Below are 20,273 nucleotides of genomic sequence, written 5' to 3' on the forward strand. Positions count from 1 at the left end.
TAAAAATACCGGCGTGATGCCGGTATTTTTTTACGGGAGAGGTATCAAATGCGTTTCATCATGGTCAGTATTATGGTGACCTTGTTGAGTGGCTGCGGCAGTATTATTAGTCGCACTATACCGGGGCAGGGGCATGGCAACCAATATTATCCTGGTGTGCAATGGGACGTGCGTGACTCCGCCTGGCGTTACGTCACGATCCTTGATCTGCCATTCTCCCTTGTTTTCGATACTTTACTGCTGCCGATCGACATTCATCATGGCCCGTATGAGTAATTAGCGTTCATCCCACTCATCAGCCGCTGCCCGTCCTTCTTCCGTATCCAGCGGTGGCTCAAGCTGAAATTCCCCCTCGTCCCATTCATGTAATGTATTCTCTTCCTGCCACTCCTGGCGGATCTCTATCTCATCATAGTCGCCGTCAAAGACACTTTGCGCGGCTTCACCGCTAAGCATGGGTAAACATTCACCTTCTTCCCCTTCGTCGGCAAAAAACTCAACTTGCCACATGATGTCGCCGTCCTGCAAAACGTATTTTTGGGCATTGAACTGTTGCACATTCGCGTCTTCGGCGTCGATGCCGGGGTTGTCTGCAAGAAATTCTTCGCGTGCAGCGTCAATGGCTTCTTCAAGCGTTGCGTACATGGTCATCACGATTCTCCCTTTGAGTTGATGAGGTTTCAGGGAAAAGGATAGCTGATTCTCCGCTTTTGCAAGTATGAAAGGCGAAAAATCAGTTCGATACCTGGGGTATCCGACGACGGCGCAGACTGTTCCATGAATAGACGGCGTTGAATAACACTACGCCAGCGGTGACGAGGAATACCGCTCTGAAACCGTAGTTCGCCGAAATCGCCGCTCCCATCAATGGCCCGGTAACGTTGCCAATATCACGAAACGATTGGTTATAGCTGAAGATACGCCCGGCGATTTGGTTGCTCGAGTTGTAAACCAACAGTGTCTGTACGGCGGGGAGTAGTGCACCATCGGCAGCACCGAGCAAAAAGCGTAAGATCCCAAGTTGTAACGGTGTCTGAACGTAAGACATTGGGATCAACAGCAGTACAGAAAAGATCAACGCTGTAATCAGGATCTTTTCGGGTCCGATTCGATCGCCAAGTTTGCCGAGTCGTGGTGCACTCAGCAGAGCAGCCACGCCAGGCACCGAGGCGATCATGCCGCTGATAAAGGCGACATTACTGACGTTACCCGCCAGTTCGCGGACATACAGCGTCAGAATAGGGGCAATTGAACCCGTCGCCACCTGGATGATTAACGTGGTGACAAACAGGCTGAGTACCAGTTTCGGGTTTTTAAGTGATGTCACCACTTCCCGCATATGCAGCATCTCTTTTTTGCTGACTGGCTGGAATTTTTCTCGGATGCAAAACAGGGTGACGAAAAAGCAAAGTATCAGCACACTGGCGGTAATAAAGAATACCGGACGTAAGCCGTAGCTATCGGCAAGCAAACCGCCAGCCATTGGGCCGAGCAACGCACCGCTAACGCCGCCTGTGGAGAGCGTACCCAGCGCCCAGCCGCTTTTATTACGCGGTACTTGTGTGGCGATAAGAGCATTAGCGTTGGGGACAAATCCGCCAAGTAAACCAAGAAGCGCCCGCAGGATCAAAAACTGCCAGATATTTTGTGCCAGCCCCATCAACACCATCACGATGCCCATGCCGAGGGCAGAGCGTAATAGCATGAGTTTTCGGCCTTTACGGTCGGCGAGTCCACCCCAAAACGGTGAGGCGATGGCCGAAAATAAAAATGTAATGCTGAAGACAATACCGGACCACATATTCAGGGCGGAGTGGCCGGTAACGCCAAGCTGCTCAACGTAGAGGGGTAAGAAGGGCATTACCAGGCTGAAGGCGGCACCGGTAAGAAAACAGCCTAGCCAGGCGACGATCAGGTTTCGTTTCCAGTTTATAGGAGTGTCATTTTCACAGGGTGACATAGCAATCCGCTGTTGGTGCGCCAGGCGCGGTGAACATAAGAAGAAAAGATAAGCACACTAATTATGCGCCCGACTTCCAGGGGGCGCAATCCAGAGAGCTTTTATCGCTAAATCAGGAGGATTTGCTGTGGGAATGCCGGATGCCATTTTGAAGCATCCGGCATGGGAGATCTAATAGCGTGAAGGAACGCCTTCCGGACGTGTTTTAAAGCGACGGTGTAACCACATATACTGCTCTGGTGCCATCATGATGCATTTTTCGACCACTTTGTTCATCCACGCGGCGGTGGTTTCGGCATCATCCAGCGGCGGAGAACACTCTGGCGGTAGCATAATCAACTGATACCCTTTGCCATCTGGCTTACGGCGTGGAACGAAGGGCACCAGACATGCGCCGGACATCCGCGCCAGCATCCAGGTTCCGGTGGTGGTCGCCGCCTGCTCAACGGCAAACAACGGGACGAAAACGCTTGAGCGCGGGCCGTAATCATGATCCGGTGCGTACCAAACCACTTCGCCTTTTTTCAGGGCTTTAATCATGCCTTTTAAATCTTTGCGGTCGAGCATCGATTTATTTGAGCGCAAACGGCCCCAGGTTTGTAGCCAGTCAATCAGTGGGTTATCGTTCGGGCGGTAAACGCCAATCCCGGGTTCCTGCATACCAAATTGCCGCGCACCCAGCTCCAGAGTCAGAAAATGGATGCCAACTAACAGGATGCCGCGTTTTTGCGCCTGCACGTCACGAATGTGTTCCATGCCGATCACTTCCGTCCAGCGGGCGATTCGGCGGTCCGGCCAGAACCACGCCATGCCGGTTTCCATCAGCCCCATACCAACAGATTCGAAATTCTTCACCACCATTTCACGGCGTTCTTGTTCGCTCATTTCCGGGAAGCACAGTTCCAGGTTGCGATGCACAATTTTTGCGCGTCGTTTCATAAAACGTAACGCCAGTTTTCCTAATCCACAACCGAGGCGGTAGATAACCGGGTAGGGCAATTGCACGACTAACCAAAGTACGCCAATACCCAACCAGGTTAACCAATAACGCGGATGAAGCAGTGCGGTGGAGAACTTGGGTAGATTCGTCATATCAATCCTGTTTTTCAACCTATTCGGGCAATTGTATGTATTGTCGCATTTTTTCGCCCGCAACCAAAATTTGTGGCTGAAGACTGGGCGAAATTACCGCGCTTGTAAATAATAAATAATTTTTAATGCGCAAATGTAGCGTAAAATGTGTGGATGTTAATTATCGATAATTGCTATATCATGCCGCGGATTTTTACTTTCCCATCTCGCAGGAACCGTACACCATGCCAGTGTTACACAACCGCATTTCCAACGACGCGCTGAAAGCCAAAATGTTGGCTGAGCGCGAACCGCGCACCACCATTTCGTTTTATAAGTATTTCCACATCGCCGATCCGAAAGCGACCCGTGACGCTTTATATCAGCTGTTTACTGCGCTGAATATTTTTGGGCGAGTGTATCTGGCGCATGAGGGGATTAACGCGCAAATCAGTGTACCTGCGAGCAATGTTGAAACATTTCGCGCACAGCTCTATGCCTTCGACCCGGCTTTAGAGGGCTTACGCCTGAATATCGCGTTGGATGATGACGGGAAATCCTTCTGGGTTCTGCGCATGAAGGTACGCGATCGCATTGTTGCCGACGGTATTGACGATCCTCACTTCGATGCCAGTAATGTTGGTGAGTATTTGCAAGCGGCGGAAGTGAACGCCATGCTTGACGATCCCGATGCACTGTTTATCGACATGCGTAACCACTATGAGTATGAAGTGGGGCACTTTGAAAACGCGCTGGAAATTCCGGCAGATACCTTCCGTGAGCAGCTGCCAAAAGCAGTCGAGATGATGCAGGAACATAAAGATAAAAAAATCATTATGTACTGCACCGGCGGCATTCGTTGTGAAAAGGCCAGTGCCTGGATGAAACATAACGGATTCAATAAAGTCTGGCATATCGAAGGCGGAATTATTGAATACGCCCGTAAGGCGCGCGAGCAGGGCTTACCAGTGCGTTTTATTGGCAAAAATTTTGTGTTTGACGAGCGGATGGGCGAACGTATCTCTGATGAGATTATCGCGCATTGCCACCAGTGCGGTGCGCCGTGCGACAGTCATACCAACTGTAAAAATGATGGCTGCCACCTGCTGTTTATTCAGTGTCCAGTATGTGCAGAAAAATACAAAGGTTGTTGTAGTGAGATTTGCTGCGAAGAAAGCGCGTTACCGCCAGAAGAACAGCGACGCCGTCGGGCAGGACGTGAAAATGGCAATAAGATCTTTAATAAGTCTCGTGGACGTCTGAATACAACACTGGGCATTCCTGATCCAACAGAATAAATATCATTGCCGGATGCGTGTCATCCGGCAACATTTCACGCTTACTTCTGCTGTACGCCTTCCACTGAAATAATCAGATCCACTTCCTGAGAAGCTGGACCTAAATCTGTCTTGATATTGAAGTCTTTGAGCTTAATTTTGCCTTCGGCCTCAAAGCCTGCACGTTTACCGCCCCACGGGTCGTCGCCCTGACCAATTAATTTCGCTTCCAGCGTGACGGGTTTGGTTACCCCGTTCAGCGTCAGATCGCCGGTAATATCCAGTTCCTCACCGTCTTTCTTCACGCTGGTGGAGGTGAATGTTGCCTGTGGATATTTTGCGGTATTGAGGAAATCCGCACTGCGAAGATGTTTATCGCGTTCGGCGTGATTAGTATCGACGCTGGTGGTGTTAATTATCACATTCACTTTATCGGCAGCGGGATTTTTTTCATCAAAGGTAAAAGTACCGTCGAAATCTTTAAAGGTGCCATATAACCAGCTATAGCCAAGATGCTGGATGCGGAAGTTAACAAAGGCGTGCTGACCTTCTTTGTCAATTTTGTAATCGGCGGCAACCGCTGAACCGGCAGAGAACATCAAGGAAGCGAAGGTTAAACCAAGCAGGCTTTTTTTCATTTTTTATACTCCATAGTCAGATGACGACTTTCCCAGCATGCGCTTCAGAGTGTCGTCTTTATCGATGAAATGATGCTTCAGGGCCATAAATCCGTGCATAACGGACAGTACTACGACGCTCCACGCGAGCCAAAAATGCAGGGCACCGGCAAAGTCAGCCTGTGCGCCAGCGTCGGCGAGGGTCGCGGGGACGTCAAACCAGCCAAAAACGCTGATCGGTTTACCATCGGCAGTTGAGATCAGATAGCCGCTGATGCCGATGGCGAACAGCAATAGGTACAATGCGAGATGTCCAGCCTTTGCGCCAACACGAGTCATGGGCGAATAACTTTGCAGCGGACCCGGCGGTGGAGATATGACACGCCAAAGAACGCGAATAACCAGCCCCATCATTAACAAAATGCCGATGCTTTTATGCAATTCGGGTGCTTTGTGGTACCAGCCATCGTAATAGCTGAGCGTGACCATCCACAGACCTAAAGCAAACATGCCATAGACAATAATTGCGCTTAGCCAATGTAAGGCCGCAGATATAACACCATAGCGTTCAGGGGTATTTGTGAATGACATAAGTGCATCCAAAAAGAATTTGCGAGAGAAAGAAAATGGCGTGTCGGAGAATGAATTGCAACACAAAAATAACAAATTGAATGATATTTATTTTTATTTCAATAATTTTGAATTAATAATGAAAGAATCTTCATAAGTTTAGTGGGTTCAGCATCTGGAAGGTCTGGTGAGTGCTGTAGAGGCAGGAAGAATCTCATTCAATTTTTCACGCTAAATGAAAGGGAGATTAAATATTTGTCAGTTTATGTCAGTGCGGAAAAATTAAAAATAAAACACGTAGATCAGGTCAATAATTGCCAACAGTCCACAGAGAAAAAGATAAAGCATCAGATGCTCGCGAATATTATTGATGAGATAGTGCAACAGCCGACGCATTAAATACTCCTGTAAAAACGGCCTCATTCTGGAGGCCGTAATGATGATTATTGGAAGCGGGAAAGCATGAATGGCGTCAAATCAAAATCGCTTTTTTTGTCTTGCGCAAAATCGGCAGCTATTTCCCCTAAAACTGACGCAAATTTAAAACCGTGCCCGCTCAGGCCGGTAATGAGCAGTGTATTATCGTGGCCGGGTAGAGTATCGATAATAAAATCTTCGTCAGGCGAATTATCATAGGTGCAGGCAGCGCCGTACAGGCAGCAACCGATACCCGGCAATACATTGCGCAAGAACGGGAAGGCTTCCGAGCCATCGCTGACGACTTCCGCAAACGGAACACGTTCATCCGCTGAATGGATAACCTGGCCTCCGTTATGTTTGCCAATCTTCAACGCGTCGTTTTCTGCCGGAAAACCATAATATTGATCGCCATTGGGCAGTTCACCGGTAAACGCCGGGAATTTATTCTTCACGCTATAGCGACCATCGGCCTGATACCAGGTAAATACTTTGCGTACGGGCTGGACAGGCAGTTCCGGGAGCAGATCTTTTACCCATGTTCCCGCGCAGACGATCGCTTTTTTCGCCTGATACTCACCGTCAGCGGTTTCAATAGTTACGCCATCATCGTCATGACGAATTGCGGTGACCGGGCAGTTGAACAACTGCGCACAACCCGCTTCCTTCGCCAGTTGGATCCAGGTTTTAATCGCCAGTTCGCTGCGTAAAAAGCCGGAATCAGTCTCAAATAAGCCGATGTAGTTGTCCGGGACGCGTATTTCCGGCCAGCGGGCCATAATCCCTTGCGCATCGAGCTTTTCAACGTTGAGTTGCCACTGTTCGGCGCTGTGGGCGACGTTGGCGAGAAATGTGGAATCAGCCGGGCCAAGGTTAATGACGCCAGAGCGTACAAAAATGGGATCTTCTTCGTTGTGGCGGGAGAGTTCATCCCACAGCGTTTGCGCGCGGAGGACCAGCGGGACATACTTTTCGCCTTCACCATAAGCATGGCGAATTAATCGCGTATCGCCGTGGTGGCTGCCGTGTTGATGCGGTGGCATATGGGCGTCGGTCATTAGCACGTTTAAACCGGCACGGGTTGCATAATACCCGGCGGCAGCGCCTACGGAACCGCTGCCAATAATGATGAGATCGTATTTCATTTTTTTCTCTCTGCTCTCATGGTTTAAGCAGAGTAATTAACTGAATGCAGATATACAACCCAGAAATGGTAAAGGCACCAGTGAGGTGCCTTTTGGGTGGATGGTCATGTCATGTTAATGACGCCGATACTCGTTTACCGGGAAATCACCGGATTCAATTTTGGCGATTCCTGCTTCTAATATCGAAATAAATTGTCTGGCAACATCAGTGGTTAACCAGAGCGTCTGACCAACTTCAGTCCCTTCCTGCTCGGACTTATTTGGGGTCTGGTAATGCAAACGCAACATCAGCGCATCATAGCTATCAACGGTGCTGATGTCCCACCCTACGAGCGGATGAGTCTGAATGACTTCATTATTTTTTTCCATCATGGCCCCCTAATTCGTGTTACTAGACAACGTTATTCGAGGTTCAATGCGTTTTTATCTGAAGCAACTTCAGTATACCAATAAGTAAGGGTATTCACCGAATTTTTAAAGGGGGGAACAGATAAATTTTTGCTTTTAAGATTTATATGAACAATAAAACAGCATGTCATTCATATTTTTTTAGCATATTGTGCAATTATTTTGAGGAAGTGTAGAAATTTTGTACTCGAAATTCGTAAGTAAAATAAAAAAGCCGGGGCGACCCGGCAAAAACAAAAATCACTGCATATTATTCGCTGACAAACCAGTCATCGGCGCTTTCCCACGTTTCCTGGAGAATTTCGCTAATGCGCTGTTTATCTTCTTTTGTCGCGCCAATAACCGATAAATTATTCGCTGCGGCATAACGTACCGATACGTGGCCTTCATTATCAGGAAACGCATACTGAATACGGCGGGAAAGTTCGCCAGCCAGGGCGTCAATAGCCCCAGCTGGCAATGGAGAAGTTTTCGCTATGGTGACTTCAATTCGCATAATAGCCCCCTGTTGAATATACTGGTTATTTATACAGTTAAAATAACCTAATGACAACAGGAAGCTACGATTTTTATTGTTTAACGGACCAGCGTACCGTTTCCCCGGCGAGGAATGGCACCAGTGTGTCATCAGTCAATGCGATGCTTTCAGCAACCTGTTGCTCTTCGCGGACCAGTACGATGAATGTGTCGTTGACCGGCAAGCCATAGAACTGTGGGCCGTTTACAGAACAGAATGCTTCAAAGTGCTGCAGAGCATTCATCTCTTCAAAGACGGTAGCGTAACTGCCCAGCGCGGTTGGGGCGTTGAAGCAGCCCGCGCAGCCGCAGCTGCTCTCTTTGCGATGACGTGCATGCGGCGCAGAATCCGTACCGAGGAATACGCGATTAAAACCGCTGGCGACCAGTTCACGCAGTGCCTGTTGGTGAATATTGCGTTTGAGGATGGGTAGACAATACAGGTGTGGACGCACGCCACCAACCAGCATATGGTTGCGGTTAAACATCAGATGCTGCGGAGTGATGGTGGCCGCCAGACGTTCATTTCCGTTACGGACATAGTCGGCAGCATCTTTGGTGGTGATGTGCTCAAAAACGACTTTCAGCGCGGTCAGGCGCTGGCGCAGCGGTTCCATCACGCTTTCAATAAAGCGCGCTTCACGATCAAAAATGTCGATATCTGCATGTGTCACTTCACCATGCACCAGTAGCGGCATACCGATTTTTTCCATGCGCTCAAGTACCGGCATGATTGCATCAACCGACGTCACGCCGTGGCTGGAGTTAGTGGTTGCGTTTGCGGGGTAAAGTTTTGCAGCGGTGAACACGCCTTCGTTAAATCCACGTTCCAGCTCATTAGGGTCCAGCGAATCTGTTAAATAACAGGTCATCAGCGGGGTGAAATCGTGCCCGGCAGGTACGGCGTCGAGAATACGCTGGCGATATGCCACGGCAGCCTCAACGGTTGTCACGGGCGGAGCCAGATTGGGCATTACGATAGCCCGTCCATATATTTCGCTGGTATAAGGCACGACAGTTTTTAACATGTCGCCATCGCGGAGGTGAAGGTGCCAGTCGTCTGGGCGGCGGATCTTTAATACCTGGGATGGTGCAGTCATTAATCTCTATGCTCCGGCTGAAGGGATGTTTTTGCCGGACACAAAGGATAAGCGGAAACGTTTTCCTTTGCACGAAAAATAAAGGGCGCAAATGCGCCCTCGTGATTAATCAGTAAACGGAATGACAATTTCACCAGGCTTCACTTCAATACCTTTCGCCAGTTTCTTCGCCATTGCTTCGCCCTTACTGCCATCTTCGCGCAGGACATAAGCAGGTTGCTGGTTAAAGTAATTGCGTAATGCCTGGTTCAAATAGGGAAGCAACGTTTGCATCACCGTTTGCATTTTTTCCGGTTGTACCGTCGCATCGACTACTTCCATCTCTTTCAGGAAGATCGCGCCTTTTTCTTTATCAAACACAGGCAGCGCTTTCAGCTTCAGTTTCATGGTCGCTTTCTGGCTACCGAACAGGGAGTTCATGTCCAGATTGGCGTCTCCGGTTAGTGTAACCTTATTCGGCTCTTCGCGACCAATTTGGCTGGTCAGGTTTGTCAGAACAATATGGGCGTCAGCCACGCCGGGTAAACCGATATCTTTTGAGAAATTATTATGTTTCGCAAGCGACTGGTTAATTTCTTGTTCGGTGATGGTGTATTGGGTGAGTTGATTACAGCCAACGAGCAGGCCACTGACGAACAATACAGCGGCAAATAAAAACTTGTTCATGGTAGTCCTCGACATGAAATCTGCGTCAATATCCTGACACAACGCAGCATGTGTCACCAGCGATAAACTCGCCAGCAGAAAAAACTGAAAACGGCGGCAACCCACGAATACAGGCTGCCGCGGCGGGTCAGGATTAAATCGCCATTGATGATAACAAATTGATTTGTGTCTGTTTCGCCATATTATCGCGGTAATCAGCAACGCGGCTTGGCCAGTTGATTCCGGCTACCAGCGTCAGATTACGCAGGAGCGGAAATAGCTGAATATCGTCTTCCGAAAGTTCGCCATTCACGGCGTTCGGTTTGACGATAAGTTTGTCCAGCGCACGTAAATCATCGCTGATATTCTTAATCAGACCGTCAGAGTGGGCCAGCAGGTCGGCAAAATTACCCGCGCTGGCTTCTTTCTTGTCGACAAAATATTTGCGCGCGGCGGGAGTAGAAAACTCATCAAATGCCGATTTGGCAAAACGCGGTAACAGCAGTTTGTTGGCGTAGCCGTTGACCTTGCGCAGCCATTCTTCAATGGCAGGTGAACGTTTGCCGGTCAGTAACGGTTTGCCGTCGAGTTTATCGACATAGTGAACGATGTCCATGCTTTCTGGCATATAGCGGCTGTCATCTTTTTGCAGAATGGGAACCTGTTTTTGACCGACCATCCGGGTGGGTGTTTCTGCGTCGTCATTGAGCAGAACATGTAATTCGACGGGGATATTTTTCAGGCCGAAAATCATGCGGGCTTTGAGGCAGTAAGGGCAGTGATCGTAAATGTATAGCTTCACGTGACTCCTCCATTTGTCTGTCAGTTCACTTTCAGTATGGAGGAGTCAGGGGGGAGTATCAAATCAGGCGTCGCGTTCCAGCAAACGACGCGCGGTGCGTTTCTGGCTAAACTGCCAACCCAGCGCAAGGAAAGTGAAGATGCCAATAATGCCCAGCATCATCCACGGAAGCTCTGGTTGGTGCGCTGATTTACCCAAGTCAAATAGCCAGCCACCACCGATATAACCAATCGCGCCGCCAATCGCCAGACCCAGACGGCTAAACCCCATATAACTGCCGCGAGCTCTTGCGTCCGCCAGCGAAGCACTTAAGGTTTCACGCGCAGGCTCAGCAATGATCGACCCGATATAAAACAGACAAATCAGAGTGAAAAGTTGTTGTAGCCCGCTGACCATACCCACTGGCATCATGCTTAATGACATTATTAATAGCCCAGCCATCAATCGGTGTTCCAGACGAAAATGTTTTTCACTCCAGCGGGCGATAGGGTAGAGCAACGTTAACGACAGACACGCCTCAATGGCATACATCCATTTAACGGCAGACGGCGCGCCCGCGACGTCGTTGACCATGATCGGCAGCATCAGCATCACTTGTACAGCCAGCATGTAGTAACCCGCCAGCGTCAGTACATAGGTGACAAAACGCTTGTCGCGCATCACGCGGGTCATGCCTTCGCGAACGGGCGTGCGAACGGTGGAGAGTTTCCATGCCGGTAACAACCAGGCATTAAACGCAGCACACAGCACAAACAAAACGGCTCCTGTGGCACAGACCAGGCGAAAGTCGTATTGCAACAGCCAGCTTCCCAACAATGCGCCAATGACAGCACCAGCGCTGTCTTGCATCATTAATAGTGAGAAAAAACGGCCACGCTGCTGCGGGCGGATTAGTTTCACCACCAGCGCCGAACGCGGAGGATCAAACAACGTGCCGCCGAGTCCCGAAAGCAGGCATGAAAACCACAGTAGCCACGGTTCGTGGGCGATACCCATTGTGGCGAATCCGGCGGCACGCATCAGCATACCGGTGACAATCATCGGTTTGGCACCAAAGCGGTCGGCAATTGCGCCGCCGAAAATCCCCAGACCTTGCTGAATAAACTGGCGTAGGCCGAGGGCAATACCGACCATGACGGCGGCCCAGCCCATTTGATCAACGAAGCGGATAGAGATCAGCGGGAAGACAACAAAGAACCCCAGCACGACCAGCATATTATCGATGAGCAGGAAATATTTACCCAGGTTCCTCGCCTGCGACACGCGGGACATTTCCCCTCCCGGGAAATAAAAGATGAGCACTTTCTATTCTGCATTGCCGTTAAGACTTTTCCCATCACTTCGGGGACAATATTTTTTTATCAAAACGTCGCTTTGATAGAGAGTTTTTATCAAATATGTGAATAATGCAGAAAACGGCATTCTGGACTTTTCACAGGGTCTGGTTGCGCAGGTATAGTAATACTTACAGCGTATTAAAGACGTTACGGGAAGGAGTAGGTATAGAATGTTTGGCTATCGCAGTAACGTGCCAAAAGTGCGCTTAACCACTGACCGACTGGTCGTGCGTCTGGTGCATGATCGTGATGCCTGGCGTCTCGCGGATTATTACGCAGAGAATCGCCATTTCCTCAAGCCCTGGGAGCCAGTGCGCGACGAAAGCCACTGTTATCCATCAGGCTGGCAGGCCAGGCTAGGGATGATTAACGAATTTCATAAACAAGGTTCAGCTTTCTACTTTGGCCTTTTCGACCCGGACGAAAAAGAGATTATTGGCGTTGCCAATTTTTCCAATGTTGTTCGCGGCTCTTTTCATGCCTGCTATCTCGGTTATTCGATTGGGCAAAAATGGCAGGGCAAAGGACTCATGTTTGAAGCCCTGACCGCCTCCATTCGTTATATGCAGCGCACCCAACATATTCATCGCATTATGGCCAACTATATGCCGCACAATAAACGCAGCGGTGATTTACTGGCGCGATTGGGTTTTGAAAAAGAAGGCTATGCGAAAAACTATCTGTTGATTGATGGACAATGGCGCGATCATGTTCTGACGGCATTAACCACCCCAGACTGGACGCCTGGCCGCTAAGGAGAATCTCATGAAATATCAACTTACTGCTCTGGAAGCCCGCGTGATTGGCTGCTTGCTGGAGAAACAGGTGACTACGCCTGAGCAATACCCGCTTTCAGTAAATGGTGTAGTAACGGCCTGTAATCAGAAAACGAACCGTGAACCGGTCATGAATCTGAGTGAATCTGAAGTGCAGGAACAGCTGGATAATCTGGTCAAACGTCATTATCTACGCACGGTGAGCGGTTTTGGTAATCGGGTCACCAAATATGAGCAACGTTTTTGTAATTCAGAATTTGGCGATCTGAAACTGAGCGCCGCAGAAGTGGCGTTAATCACCACGTTGTTATTGCGTGGTGCCCAGACGCCGGGTGAACTGCGCAGCCGCGCCGCGCGAATGTATGAATTCAGCGATATGGCGGAAGTGGAGTCGACGCTGGAACAACTGGCGAATCGCGAAGATGGTCCTTTTGTGGTGCGTCTGGCCCGCGAACCGGGTAAACGCGAAAGCCGCTACATGCATCTTTTCAGTGGTGAGGTTGAAGATCAGCCGGCGGTAACGGATACGTCGAACGCGGTTGACGGTGATTTACAGGCCCGCGTCGAAGCTCTGGAAATCGAAATGGCAGAACTGAAACAGCGTCTTGATTCGTTGCTGGCCCATCTGGGAGATTAAAGTGAAAAAATTACGTATCGGCGTAGTGGGGTTAGGCGGCATCGCGCAAAAGGCGTGGTTGCCGGTGCTGGCGGCAGCATCTGACTGGACCTTACAAGGCGCCTGGTCGCCAACGCGCGCGAAAGCCCTGCCAATTTGTGAAAGCTGGCGCATTCCTTATGCCGATTCGTTATCCAGCCTTGCTGCCTGTTGTGACGCTGTTTTTGTGCATTCCAGCACCGCCAGCCACTTTGACGTGGTCAGTGCGTTACTCAATGCGGGGGTACATGTCTGTGTCGATAAACCGCTGGCAGAAAATCTGCGCGATGCTGAACGGCTGGTTGAACTGGCGGCGCGGAAAAAACTGACGTTGATGGTCGGTTTTAACCGTCGCTTCGCACCACTCTACGTTGAGTTAAAAACACAACTCTCCACCGCCGCCTCGCTAAGAATGGATAAGCATCGTAGTAATAGCGTCGGGCCACACGACCTTTATTTCACGTTGCTGGATGATTATCTGCATGTGGTGGATACCGTGCTGTGGTTGTCGGGCGGCAAAGTCTCTCTGGATGGCGGTACGCTACTGACTAACGACGCGGGCGAAATGCTGTTTGCCGAGCACTATTTTTCGGCCGGTCCTTTGCAGATTACCACCTGTATGCATCGCCGTGCCGGAAGTCAGCGTGAAGCCGTGCAGGCCGTGACTGACGGTGCGCTCATCGACATTACGGATATGCGCGAATGGCGTGAGGAGCGCGGGCAGGGCGTAGTGCATAAACCGATTCCTGGTTGGCAGAGTACTCTTGAGCAACGTGGATTTGTCGGCTGTGCGCGGCACTTCATTGAATGCGTGCAAAATCAGACAGTTCCGCAAACCGCCGGCGAACAGGCCGTGCTGGCGCAACGTATCGTTGACAAGATCTGGCGCGATGCGATGAGTGAATAAACCCTGTAACATCTGGCGGTAGCAATTCACCATAATCCAGGTAGACTATTCGCCTCTTTCAGCGCCTGCCTTGCAGGCGTTTTGCCCGTGGGTCTGGATTAGAACACCGATGAATTTATTAAAATCGCTGGCCGCCGTCAGCTCGATGACCATGTTTTCGCGTGTGCTTGGCTTCGCACGTGACGCAATTGTCGCCAGAATCTTTGGCGCAGGGATGGCAACCGACGCCTTTTTCGTCGCTTTTAAACTTCCTAACTTGTTGCGCCGTATTTTTGCCGAAGGGGCATTTTCCCAGGCATTTGTACCGATTCTGGCGGAATATAAAAGCAAGCAGGGTGAAGACGCCACGCGGGTCTTTGTCTCGTATGTTTCTGGCCTGCTGACACTCGCGCTGGCGGTTGTGACGGTCGCCGGGATGCTCGCCGCGCCGTGGGTGATCATGGTGACCGCGCCGGGTTTTGCTGACACGGCCGACAAATTTGCCCTGACTACCCAGTTATTACAGATTACCTTTCCTTATATCTTGCTGATTTCCCTGGCGTCGCTGGTGGGGGCGATTCTGAATACCTGGAACCGCTTCTCGATTCCGGCATTTGCTCCAACGCTGCTTAACATCAGCATGATTGGCTTCGCGCTGTTTGCCGCACCGTACTTTAATCCTCCGGTGCTGGCGCTGGCATGGGCTGTTACGGTCGGCGGCATCCTACAGCTGGTGTATCAGCTACCGCATTTGAAGAAGATCGGCATGCTGGTTTTGCCACGCATTAACTTCCACGATGCCGGGGCAATGCGCGTGGTGAAACAGATGGGACCAGCGATCCTTGGCGTCTCTGTGAGCCAGATCTCCTTAATCATCAACACCATTTTTGCCTCGTTTCTTGCTTCCGGTTCGGTGTCGTGGATGTATTACGCCGACCGCCTAATGGAGTTTCCGTCCGGTGTACTGGGCGTGGCGCTTGGCACCATTTTGCTGCCGTCGCTGTCGAAAAGTTTTGCCAGTGGCAATCATGATGAATACAACCGTTTGATGGACTGGGGGCTGCGTCTTTGTTTCCTGTTGGCGCTGCCGAGTGCGGTTGCGTTGGGCATTCTTTCAGGTCCGTTAACCGTTTCGCTGTTCCAGTACGGTAAATTTACCGCCTTTGATGCGCTGATGACCCAGCGGGCGTTAATTGCCTACTCGGTGGGTTTGATTGGCCTGATTGTAGTGAAAGTGTTGGCTCCTGGCTTTTATTCCCGCCAGGACATTAAAACGCCAGTGAAAATTGCCATCGTTACGCTGATTTTAACGCAATTGATGAACCTGGCGTTTATCGGCCCGTTGAAACATGCCGGGCTGTCCCTTTCTATTGGTCTGGCGGCGTGTCTGAATGCTTCTCTGCTTTACTGGCAGTTGCGTAAGCAGAAAATCTTTACCCCGCAACCCGGCTGGATGCCGTTTCTGTTGCGTCTGGTGGTGGCGGTACTGGTGATGTCTGGCGTGCTTTTAGGTATGTTACATATCATGCCTGAGTGGTCACTGGGTACTATGCCCTGGCGTTTACTGCGTTTAATGGCGGTCGTGCTGGCGGGAATTGCCGCGTACTTCGCTGCACTGGCGGTGTTGGGCTTCAAAGTTAAAGAGTTTGCCCGTCGGACGGTATAACAATGCATTCCGGCCTGCACTGCAGGCCGGAGATAATCTTCAGATCGAAATCTTTTTACTGCCGCGATAGGGTATTGAGGTCTGACCGTTCGCCCCGTACAGCGTCGGTTCCTGATGCGGTTTTAACATTTCCAGCGCCTGGTGATTGCGTTCAATCTGTCCTTCCAGTAACCAGCCATTATGTTGATTCATTTGACGTAGTTGCTGAGTTTGCACCGTAATTTCCTGCCAACGTTGACTAATATCAACGCTATTTTCTGCATTGGGTTCTTTTCTGCGTAACTGTTCGAGGTAATCCAACGTCGCCAGCAGTGAGCTTTTTTGTTCTGTAATCCATTGCAACTGGCTGCCGTTGATCTGCCCCATTGAGAGATGTTGCTGCTCTTGATCCATTACCGTTTTGAGATCGTTAAGCACTGCGGACATCTGGTCGAGGATCTCTGCAAGACGCGTCATACGATCAGTTACTCTGCAAGTCTTGCTGCGCTTCGTTGATTAGCGCATCGGCAATTTTGCCGGTGTCCATTTTTAGTTCACCGTTACGAATCGCCAGTTTTAACGCTTCGACACGTTCAAGATTGATATCACTGCTGCCGGGTTGCATTAGTTTTGCTTGCGCGTCGCTTAACGTCACACTGGTGCTGGTGGCGGCGGTTGTTTTTGCCGCCCGGGTATTCGTTACCGGCGCGTCAGTGGTTTCACGCGGTTGAACGGTGCTTACGGGCTTCAGAGGTGAAGTGCGGTCAATACTCATGGTTTATTCCTCATTGAGGGCGCTTTTATCATGTGTTGCTTATTTATCGGCATGGGTCGGGTAATCTTTAACAGGTTACAGGTTTATAAGAATATTCCCATCTGCATCGACAACGCCACTGATCACTTGCCCCGATACCATCCGCACCCGTGCATTCTGTGCGACGGCAGCATTGTTCAACGCCTGACCTTCAGCGTTGGCGCTAAATCCATCACCGTTGGCGATCACGTTGACGCGTTGTCCCGCTTTTACACGCCAGGCCTGGCGCAACTGGGTTAATTGGATAGGCTGTTCGGGTGATAGATCGCGCAGGCTAACGGCATCAATAAGTTGATTGATATCCAACACAGTACGCGGCGGCAAGGTGTCCAGTCGTCCGCGTTTCAGTTTTACATTGCCAGCTTCCAGCTTTCCTCCCCGCACAATGGGCATCGCGGCAACCACATAATTTCCTGTGGCCTGTACATTGACTTGCAAATATCGTTTGTCGTTACCGCAGCGTGCCAGCACATTCACATTTCCCCACAGGCGGGAATTATTGCTTATCGAAAGCAGTGGTTGCTCGCACGGCGGAAGTAGATGGGGCGATGTACGAATAGAAACACGAACCTCATCACTTACTCCCGCGAGCTGGGCGCTAAAAAAGGTTTGTAACTGCGATGTGAGATTGCTCGCCGCACTTAACGGACTGAACAGTATCGCAATGATCGCCACGCTACGTTTTATTGTCAGCATTTTCGCTCCCAGCCATTTCTACAACGTGAATTGTACCTGTACGCAATGACCATCAACGGCATAAATAGCGACCCATTTTGCGTTTATTCCGCCGATAACGCGCGCGTAAAGGCATTTAAGCTGATGGCAGAATTTTGATACCTGCGGAGGAGATATGCTCGATAAGCTCGACGCCGCCTTACGTTTTCAACAAGAGGCGCTCAATCTGCGCGCCCAGCGTCAGGAAGTGCTGGCAGCAAACATCGCCAATGCCGATACCCCTGGTTATCAGGCACGCGATATCGATTTTGCCAGTGAACTTAAAAAGGTCATGCAGCGTGGACGGGATGAAACCAGCATGGTTGCGCTGACGATGACCTCAACGCAACACATTCCGGCGCAGGCGCTGACGCCTCCTACCGCAGAACTGCAATACCGTATTCCGGACCAGCCTTCGCTGGACGGTAATACCGTCGATATGGATCGCGAACGCACTCAGTTTGCCGATAACAGCCTGCAATACCAGATGAGCCTTAGCGCGTTGAGCGGGCAAATCAAAGGCATGATGAACGTTTTACAGAGCGGAAATTAACGGATGGCACTGCTGAATATTTTTGATATCGCCGGGTCGGCGTTAACTGCCCAGTCCCAGCGCCTGAACGTGGCGGCCAGTAATCTGGCGAATGCTGATAGCGTGACCGGTCCCGATGGACAGCCATATCGGGCAAAACAGGTGGTATTCCAGGTGAACGCTGCGCCAGGCGCTGCGACAGGCGGCGTAAAGGTTGCCGATGTTATAGAAAGTCAGGCTCCGGACAAACTGGTTTATGAACCGGGTAATCCGCTGGCGGATGCAAAGGGCTACGTGAAAATGCCAAACGTTGATGTTGTCGGCGAGATGGTTAACACCATGTCAGCATCACGCAGCTATCAGGCCAATGTTGAAGTGCTCAACACGGTGAAAAGCATGATGCTGAAAACCCTTACGCTTGGTCAATAAAGGAGAAATCTATGTCCATTGCGGTAACCACCACCGATCCGACAAATACCGGCGTCAGCACCACCAGCAGTAGCTCACTCACGGGTAGCAACGCCGCAGATTTACAAAGCAGTTTTCTGACTTTGCTGGTGGCGCAGCTGAAAAACCAGGACCCGACCAATCCAATGGAAAACAACGAGCTGACGTCGCAATTGGCGCAAATCAGCACGGTCAGCGGGATTGAAAAACTCAATACCACGCTCGGATCTATTTCCGGACAGATTGATAACAGCCAGTCGTTACAGGCCAGTAACCTGATCGGTCACGGTGTGATGATCCCCGGCACCACAGTTCTTGCCGGAACCGGCAGTGAAGAAGGGGCTGTGACCACGACCACACCGTTTGGTGTTGAGTTGCAGCAGGCGGCAGACAAAGTTACGGCCACCATCACCGATAAAAACGGCGCGGTTGTCCGTACCATTGATATCGGTGAACTGACTGCCGGAGTCCACAGTTTCACCTGGGACGGTACGTTGACTGACGGCAGCACTGCGCCGAACGGTTCTTACAATGTAGCGATTAGCGCCAGTAACGGTGGTACACAACTGGTTGCCCAGCCGCTGCAGTTTGCTCTGGTGCAGGGGGTGATCCGCGGCAACAACGGTAATACGCTGGATCTCGGCACTTACGGCACCACCACCCTCGACGAAGTACGGCAGATAATTTAAAGCCCTCAAATTTCAGGAGTCAGTCATGGCCTTTTCTCAAGCGGTTAGCGGATTAAACGCTGCCGCCACCAACCTCGATGTTATTGGCAACAATATCGCCAACTCCGCCACCTACGGCTTTAAATCAGGCACGGCCTCTTTTGCCGATATGTTTGCCGGTTCGAAAGTGGGACTGGGGGTAAAAGTTGCCGGTATCACTCAGGACTTTACCGATGGCACGACCACCAACACCGGGCGAGGTCTGGACGTTGCTATAAGCCAGAATGGTTTTTTCCGTCTGGTAGACAGCAATGGTTCGGTTTTTTACAGCCGTAATGGACAATTTAAGCTTGATGAAAATCGTAACCTGGTGAATATGCAAGGTTTACAGCTGACAGGTTACCCGGCAACCGGTACGCCGCCGACTATTCAGCAAGGGGCGAATCCGACCAATATTTCGATCCCGAATACCCTGATGGCAGCGAAAACTACCACCACGGCATCGATGCAGATCAACCTGAATTCCAGTGATCCGCTTCCCTCTGTTAAAGCATTTGATGCCAGCAATGCGGATAGCTATAACAAAAAAGGTTCGGTGACTGTTTTCGATAGTCAGGGTAATGCTCATGACATGAGCGTTTATTTTGTGAAGACCGGGGATAATAACTGGGATGTTTACACCCTGGATAGCAGTGATCCAAAAGGCACAGCTAACCCTGCAACGACGCTGGTGTTTAATGCCAATGGCGTTCTGACCTCAGATCCAACAAAGGATATTACCACCGGCGCAATTAACGGCGCAGATCCCGCCACGTTTAGCCTGAGCTTCCTCAACTCCATGCAGCAAAATACCGGTGCTAACAACATTGTGGCAACCACCCAGAACGGCTACAAACCGGGCGATCTGGTGAGTTATCAAATCAATGATGACGGTACGGTTGTCGGCAACTATTCCAACGAACAAACCCAACTGCTGGGGCAGATTGTACTGGCGAACTTTGCCAACAACGAAGGTCTGGCATCCGAAGGCGACAACGTCTGGTCTGCGACGCAATCTTCTGGCGTGGCGCTGTTGGGGACAGCCGGGACGGGCAACTTTGGCACCCTGACCAACGGTGCGCTGGAAGCGTCCAACGTCGATCTCAGTAAAGAACTGGTCAATATGATCGTTGCCCAGCGTAACTATCAGTCTAACGCCCAGACCATCAAAACCCAGGACCAGATCCTCAACACGCTGGTTAACTTACGCTAATCGCTGACGGGATAGCTCA

General features: G+C 50.5%; 26 protein-coding genes. 10 read left to right on the forward strand and 16 right to left on the reverse strand.

Translation table 11 applies throughout. The features are described 5' to 3' along the window. Positions 1-48: 48 nt before the first annotated feature. Entirely contained in the window at positions 49-276 is a 228-nt protein-coding gene (locus tag ATB02_RS02495; protein WP_001211028.1) for a YceK/YidQ family lipoprotein, read from the forward strand. Here the strand turns inward: ATB02_RS02495 and ATB02_RS02500 are convergent, their stop codons facing one another. The 3 genes from ATB02_RS02500 to lpxL form a co-directional block, all read right to left on the reverse strand. After that, positions 277-651 carry a MysB family protein gene (locus tag ATB02_RS02500; RefSeq protein ID WP_000180056.1) on the reverse strand — a complete coding sequence of 125 codons (375 nt, stop codon included), beginning with the start codon at positions 649-651 and terminating at the stop codon, positions 277-279. Between the two features lie 82 nt (positions 652-733). Continuing rightward, on the reverse strand, positions 734-1,960 hold the full coding sequence (gene mdtG / locus ATB02_RS02505) for a multidrug efflux MFS transporter MdtG (RefSeq protein WP_000074172.1): 1,227 nt from the start codon (positions 1,958-1,960) through the stop codon (positions 734-736). A gap of 171 nt (positions 1,961-2,131) precedes the next feature. Next, complete coding sequence (gene lpxL, locus ATB02_RS02510) at positions 2,132-3,052, reverse strand: kdo(2)-lipid IV(A) lauroyltransferase (protein ID WP_001354911.1); 921 nt, start codon at positions 3,050-3,052, stop codon at positions 2,132-2,134. Between the two features lie 224 nt (positions 3,053-3,276). Here lpxL and trhO point away from each other — a divergent pair, with 224 nt between their 5' ends. Then, positions 3,277-4,329, forward strand: a complete 1,053-nt coding sequence (trhO, locus tag ATB02_RS02515) for an oxygen-dependent tRNA uridine(34) hydroxylase TrhO (protein ID WP_105271033.1) — start codon at positions 3,277-3,279, stop codon at positions 4,327-4,329. Positions 4,330-4,370: 41 nt separating this feature from the next. On the opposite strand, the gene ATB02_RS02520 is transcribed toward trhO, so the two are convergent. The 10 genes from ATB02_RS02520 to mdtH all read right to left on the reverse strand — a co-directional run bounded on the left by ATB02_RS02520 (position 4,371) and on the right by mdtH (position 11,800). Then, entirely contained in the window at positions 4,371-4,946 is a 576-nt protein-coding gene (locus ATB02_RS02520; protein WP_105271034.1) for a YceI family protein, read from the reverse strand. Between the two features lie 3 nt (positions 4,947-4,949). After that, positions 4,950-5,516 carry a cytochrome b gene (locus ATB02_RS02525; protein WP_032302850.1) on the reverse strand — a complete coding sequence of 189 codons (567 nt, stop codon included), beginning with the start codon at positions 5,514-5,516 and terminating at the stop codon, positions 4,950-4,952. Positions 5,517-5,777: 261 nt separating this feature from the next. Further along, complete coding sequence (locus ATB02_RS02530; protein WP_198600572.1) at positions 5,778-5,891, reverse strand: YceO family protein; 114 nt, start codon at positions 5,889-5,891, stop codon at positions 5,778-5,780. A gap of 47 nt (positions 5,892-5,938) precedes the next feature. Further along, positions 5,939-7,057, reverse strand: coding sequence for an N-methyl-L-tryptophan oxidase (gene solA / locus ATB02_RS02535; protein WP_032302851.1), 1,119 nt, complete (start codon positions 7,055-7,057; stop codon positions 5,939-5,941). A 114-nt stretch (positions 7,058-7,171) separates the two neighbouring features. Continuing rightward, complete coding sequence (bssS, locus tag ATB02_RS02540) at positions 7,172-7,426, reverse strand: biofilm formation regulator BssS (RefSeq protein ID WP_000414437.1); 255 nt, start codon at positions 7,424-7,426, stop codon at positions 7,172-7,174. Positions 7,427-7,715: 289 nt separating this feature from the next. After that, positions 7,716-7,961 carry a DNA damage-inducible protein I gene (gene dinI, locus ATB02_RS02550; RefSeq protein WP_001217754.1) on the reverse strand — a complete coding sequence of 82 codons (246 nt, stop codon included), beginning with the start codon at positions 7,959-7,961 and terminating at the stop codon, positions 7,716-7,718. A 73-nt stretch (positions 7,962-8,034) separates the two neighbouring features. After that, the gene (pyrC, locus tag ATB02_RS02555) at positions 8,035-9,081 is read right to left on the reverse strand and encodes a dihydroorotase (protein ID WP_105271036.1); all 1,047 of its coding nucleotides are present in this window, start codon (positions 9,079-9,081) and stop codon (positions 8,035-8,037) included. Positions 9,082-9,186: 105 nt separating this feature from the next. Further along, complete coding sequence (locus ATB02_RS02560; protein ID WP_001353288.1) at positions 9,187-9,747, reverse strand: lipoprotein; 561 nt, start codon at positions 9,745-9,747, stop codon at positions 9,187-9,189. A 133-nt stretch (positions 9,748-9,880) separates the two neighbouring features. Further along, positions 9,881-10,528: a glutaredoxin 2 gene (gene grxB, locus ATB02_RS02565; protein ID WP_000780912.1), complete on the reverse strand. Its 648-nt coding sequence runs from the start codon at positions 10,526-10,528 to the stop codon at positions 9,881-9,883. A gap of 63 nt (positions 10,529-10,591) precedes the next feature. Beyond that, positions 10,592-11,800, reverse strand: a complete 1,209-nt coding sequence (gene mdtH / locus ATB02_RS02570) for a multidrug efflux MFS transporter MdtH (RefSeq protein ID WP_000092207.1) — start codon at positions 11,798-11,800, stop codon at positions 10,592-10,594. A gap of 235 nt (positions 11,801-12,035) precedes the next feature. Here mdtH and rimJ point away from each other — a divergent pair, with 235 nt between their 5' ends. The 4 genes from rimJ (at position 12,036) to murJ (ending at position 15,848) form a co-directional block, all read left to right on the forward strand. After that, the gene (gene rimJ / locus ATB02_RS02575) at positions 12,036-12,620 is read left to right on the forward strand and encodes a ribosomal protein S5-alanine N-acetyltransferase (protein WP_000468191.1); all 585 of its coding nucleotides are present in this window, start codon (positions 12,036-12,038) and stop codon (positions 12,618-12,620) included. A gap of 10 nt (positions 12,621-12,630) precedes the next feature. Further along, entirely contained in the window at positions 12,631-13,278 is a 648-nt protein-coding gene (locus ATB02_RS02580) for a YceH family protein (RefSeq protein ID WP_105271037.1), read from the forward strand. 1 nt (position 13,279) lies between these two features. Then, a complete protein-coding gene (locus ATB02_RS02585; RefSeq protein WP_105271038.1) occupies positions 13,280-14,203 on the forward strand; it encodes a Gfo/Idh/MocA family protein in 924 nt (307 codons plus the stop codon). A 109-nt stretch (positions 14,204-14,312) separates the two neighbouring features. Continuing rightward, on the forward strand, positions 14,313-15,848 hold the full coding sequence (gene murJ / locus ATB02_RS02590; protein ID WP_001050688.1) for a murein biosynthesis integral membrane protein MurJ: 1,536 nt from the start codon (positions 14,313-14,315) through the stop codon (positions 15,846-15,848). A gap of 39 nt (positions 15,849-15,887) precedes the next feature. Here murJ and flgN read toward each other — a convergent pair whose 3' ends face one another. The 3 genes from flgN to flgA all read right to left on the reverse strand — a co-directional run bounded on the left by flgN (position 15,888) and on the right by flgA (position 17,337). Next, positions 15,888-16,304, reverse strand: a complete 417-nt coding sequence (gene flgN / locus ATB02_RS02595; RefSeq protein ID WP_105271039.1) for a flagella biosynthesis chaperone FlgN — start codon at positions 16,302-16,304, stop codon at positions 15,888-15,890. Between the two features lie 4 nt (positions 16,305-16,308). Beyond that, complete coding sequence (gene flgM, locus ATB02_RS02600; RefSeq protein WP_000020882.1) at positions 16,309-16,602, reverse strand: flagellar biosynthesis anti-sigma factor FlgM; 294 nt, start codon at positions 16,600-16,602, stop codon at positions 16,309-16,311. Between the two features lie 75 nt (positions 16,603-16,677). Beyond that, entirely contained in the window at positions 16,678-17,337 is a 660-nt protein-coding gene (gene flgA, locus ATB02_RS02605) for a flagellar basal body P-ring formation chaperone FlgA (protein WP_105271040.1), read from the reverse strand. A gap of 154 nt (positions 17,338-17,491) precedes the next feature. On the opposite strand from flgA, the gene flgB reads away from it, so the two are divergent. Genes flgB through flgE form a run of 4 tightly spaced genes read left to right on the forward strand, consistent with a single transcriptional unit; the run spans position 17,492 to position 20,254 of the window. Beyond that, on the forward strand, positions 17,492-17,908 hold the full coding sequence (gene flgB / locus ATB02_RS02610; protein WP_000884705.1) for a flagellar basal body rod protein FlgB: 417 nt from the start codon (positions 17,492-17,494) through the stop codon (positions 17,906-17,908). A gap of 3 nt (positions 17,909-17,911) precedes the next feature. Continuing rightward, complete coding sequence (flgC, locus tag ATB02_RS02615) at positions 17,912-18,316, forward strand: flagellar basal body rod protein FlgC (protein WP_001196460.1); 405 nt, start codon at positions 17,912-17,914, stop codon at positions 18,314-18,316. 11 nt (positions 18,317-18,327) lie between these two features. Further along, positions 18,328-19,023, forward strand: a complete 696-nt coding sequence (gene flgD / locus ATB02_RS02620) for a flagellar hook assembly protein FlgD (protein ID WP_000020484.1) — start codon at positions 18,328-18,330, stop codon at positions 19,021-19,023. A 25-nt stretch (positions 19,024-19,048) separates the two neighbouring features. Further along, positions 19,049-20,254 carry a flagellar hook protein FlgE gene (flgE, locus tag ATB02_RS02625; protein ID WP_000885843.1) on the forward strand — a complete coding sequence of 402 codons (1,206 nt, stop codon included), beginning with the start codon at positions 19,049-19,051 and terminating at the stop codon, positions 20,252-20,254. The last annotated feature ends 19 nt before the right edge of the window (positions 20,255-20,273 follow it).

Origin of the sequence: Escherichia sp. MOD1-EC5189 (assembly GCF_002966045.1) — a bacterium.
GTDB lineage: Bacteria > Pseudomonadota > Gammaproteobacteria > Enterobacterales > Enterobacteriaceae > Escherichia > Escherichia coli_F.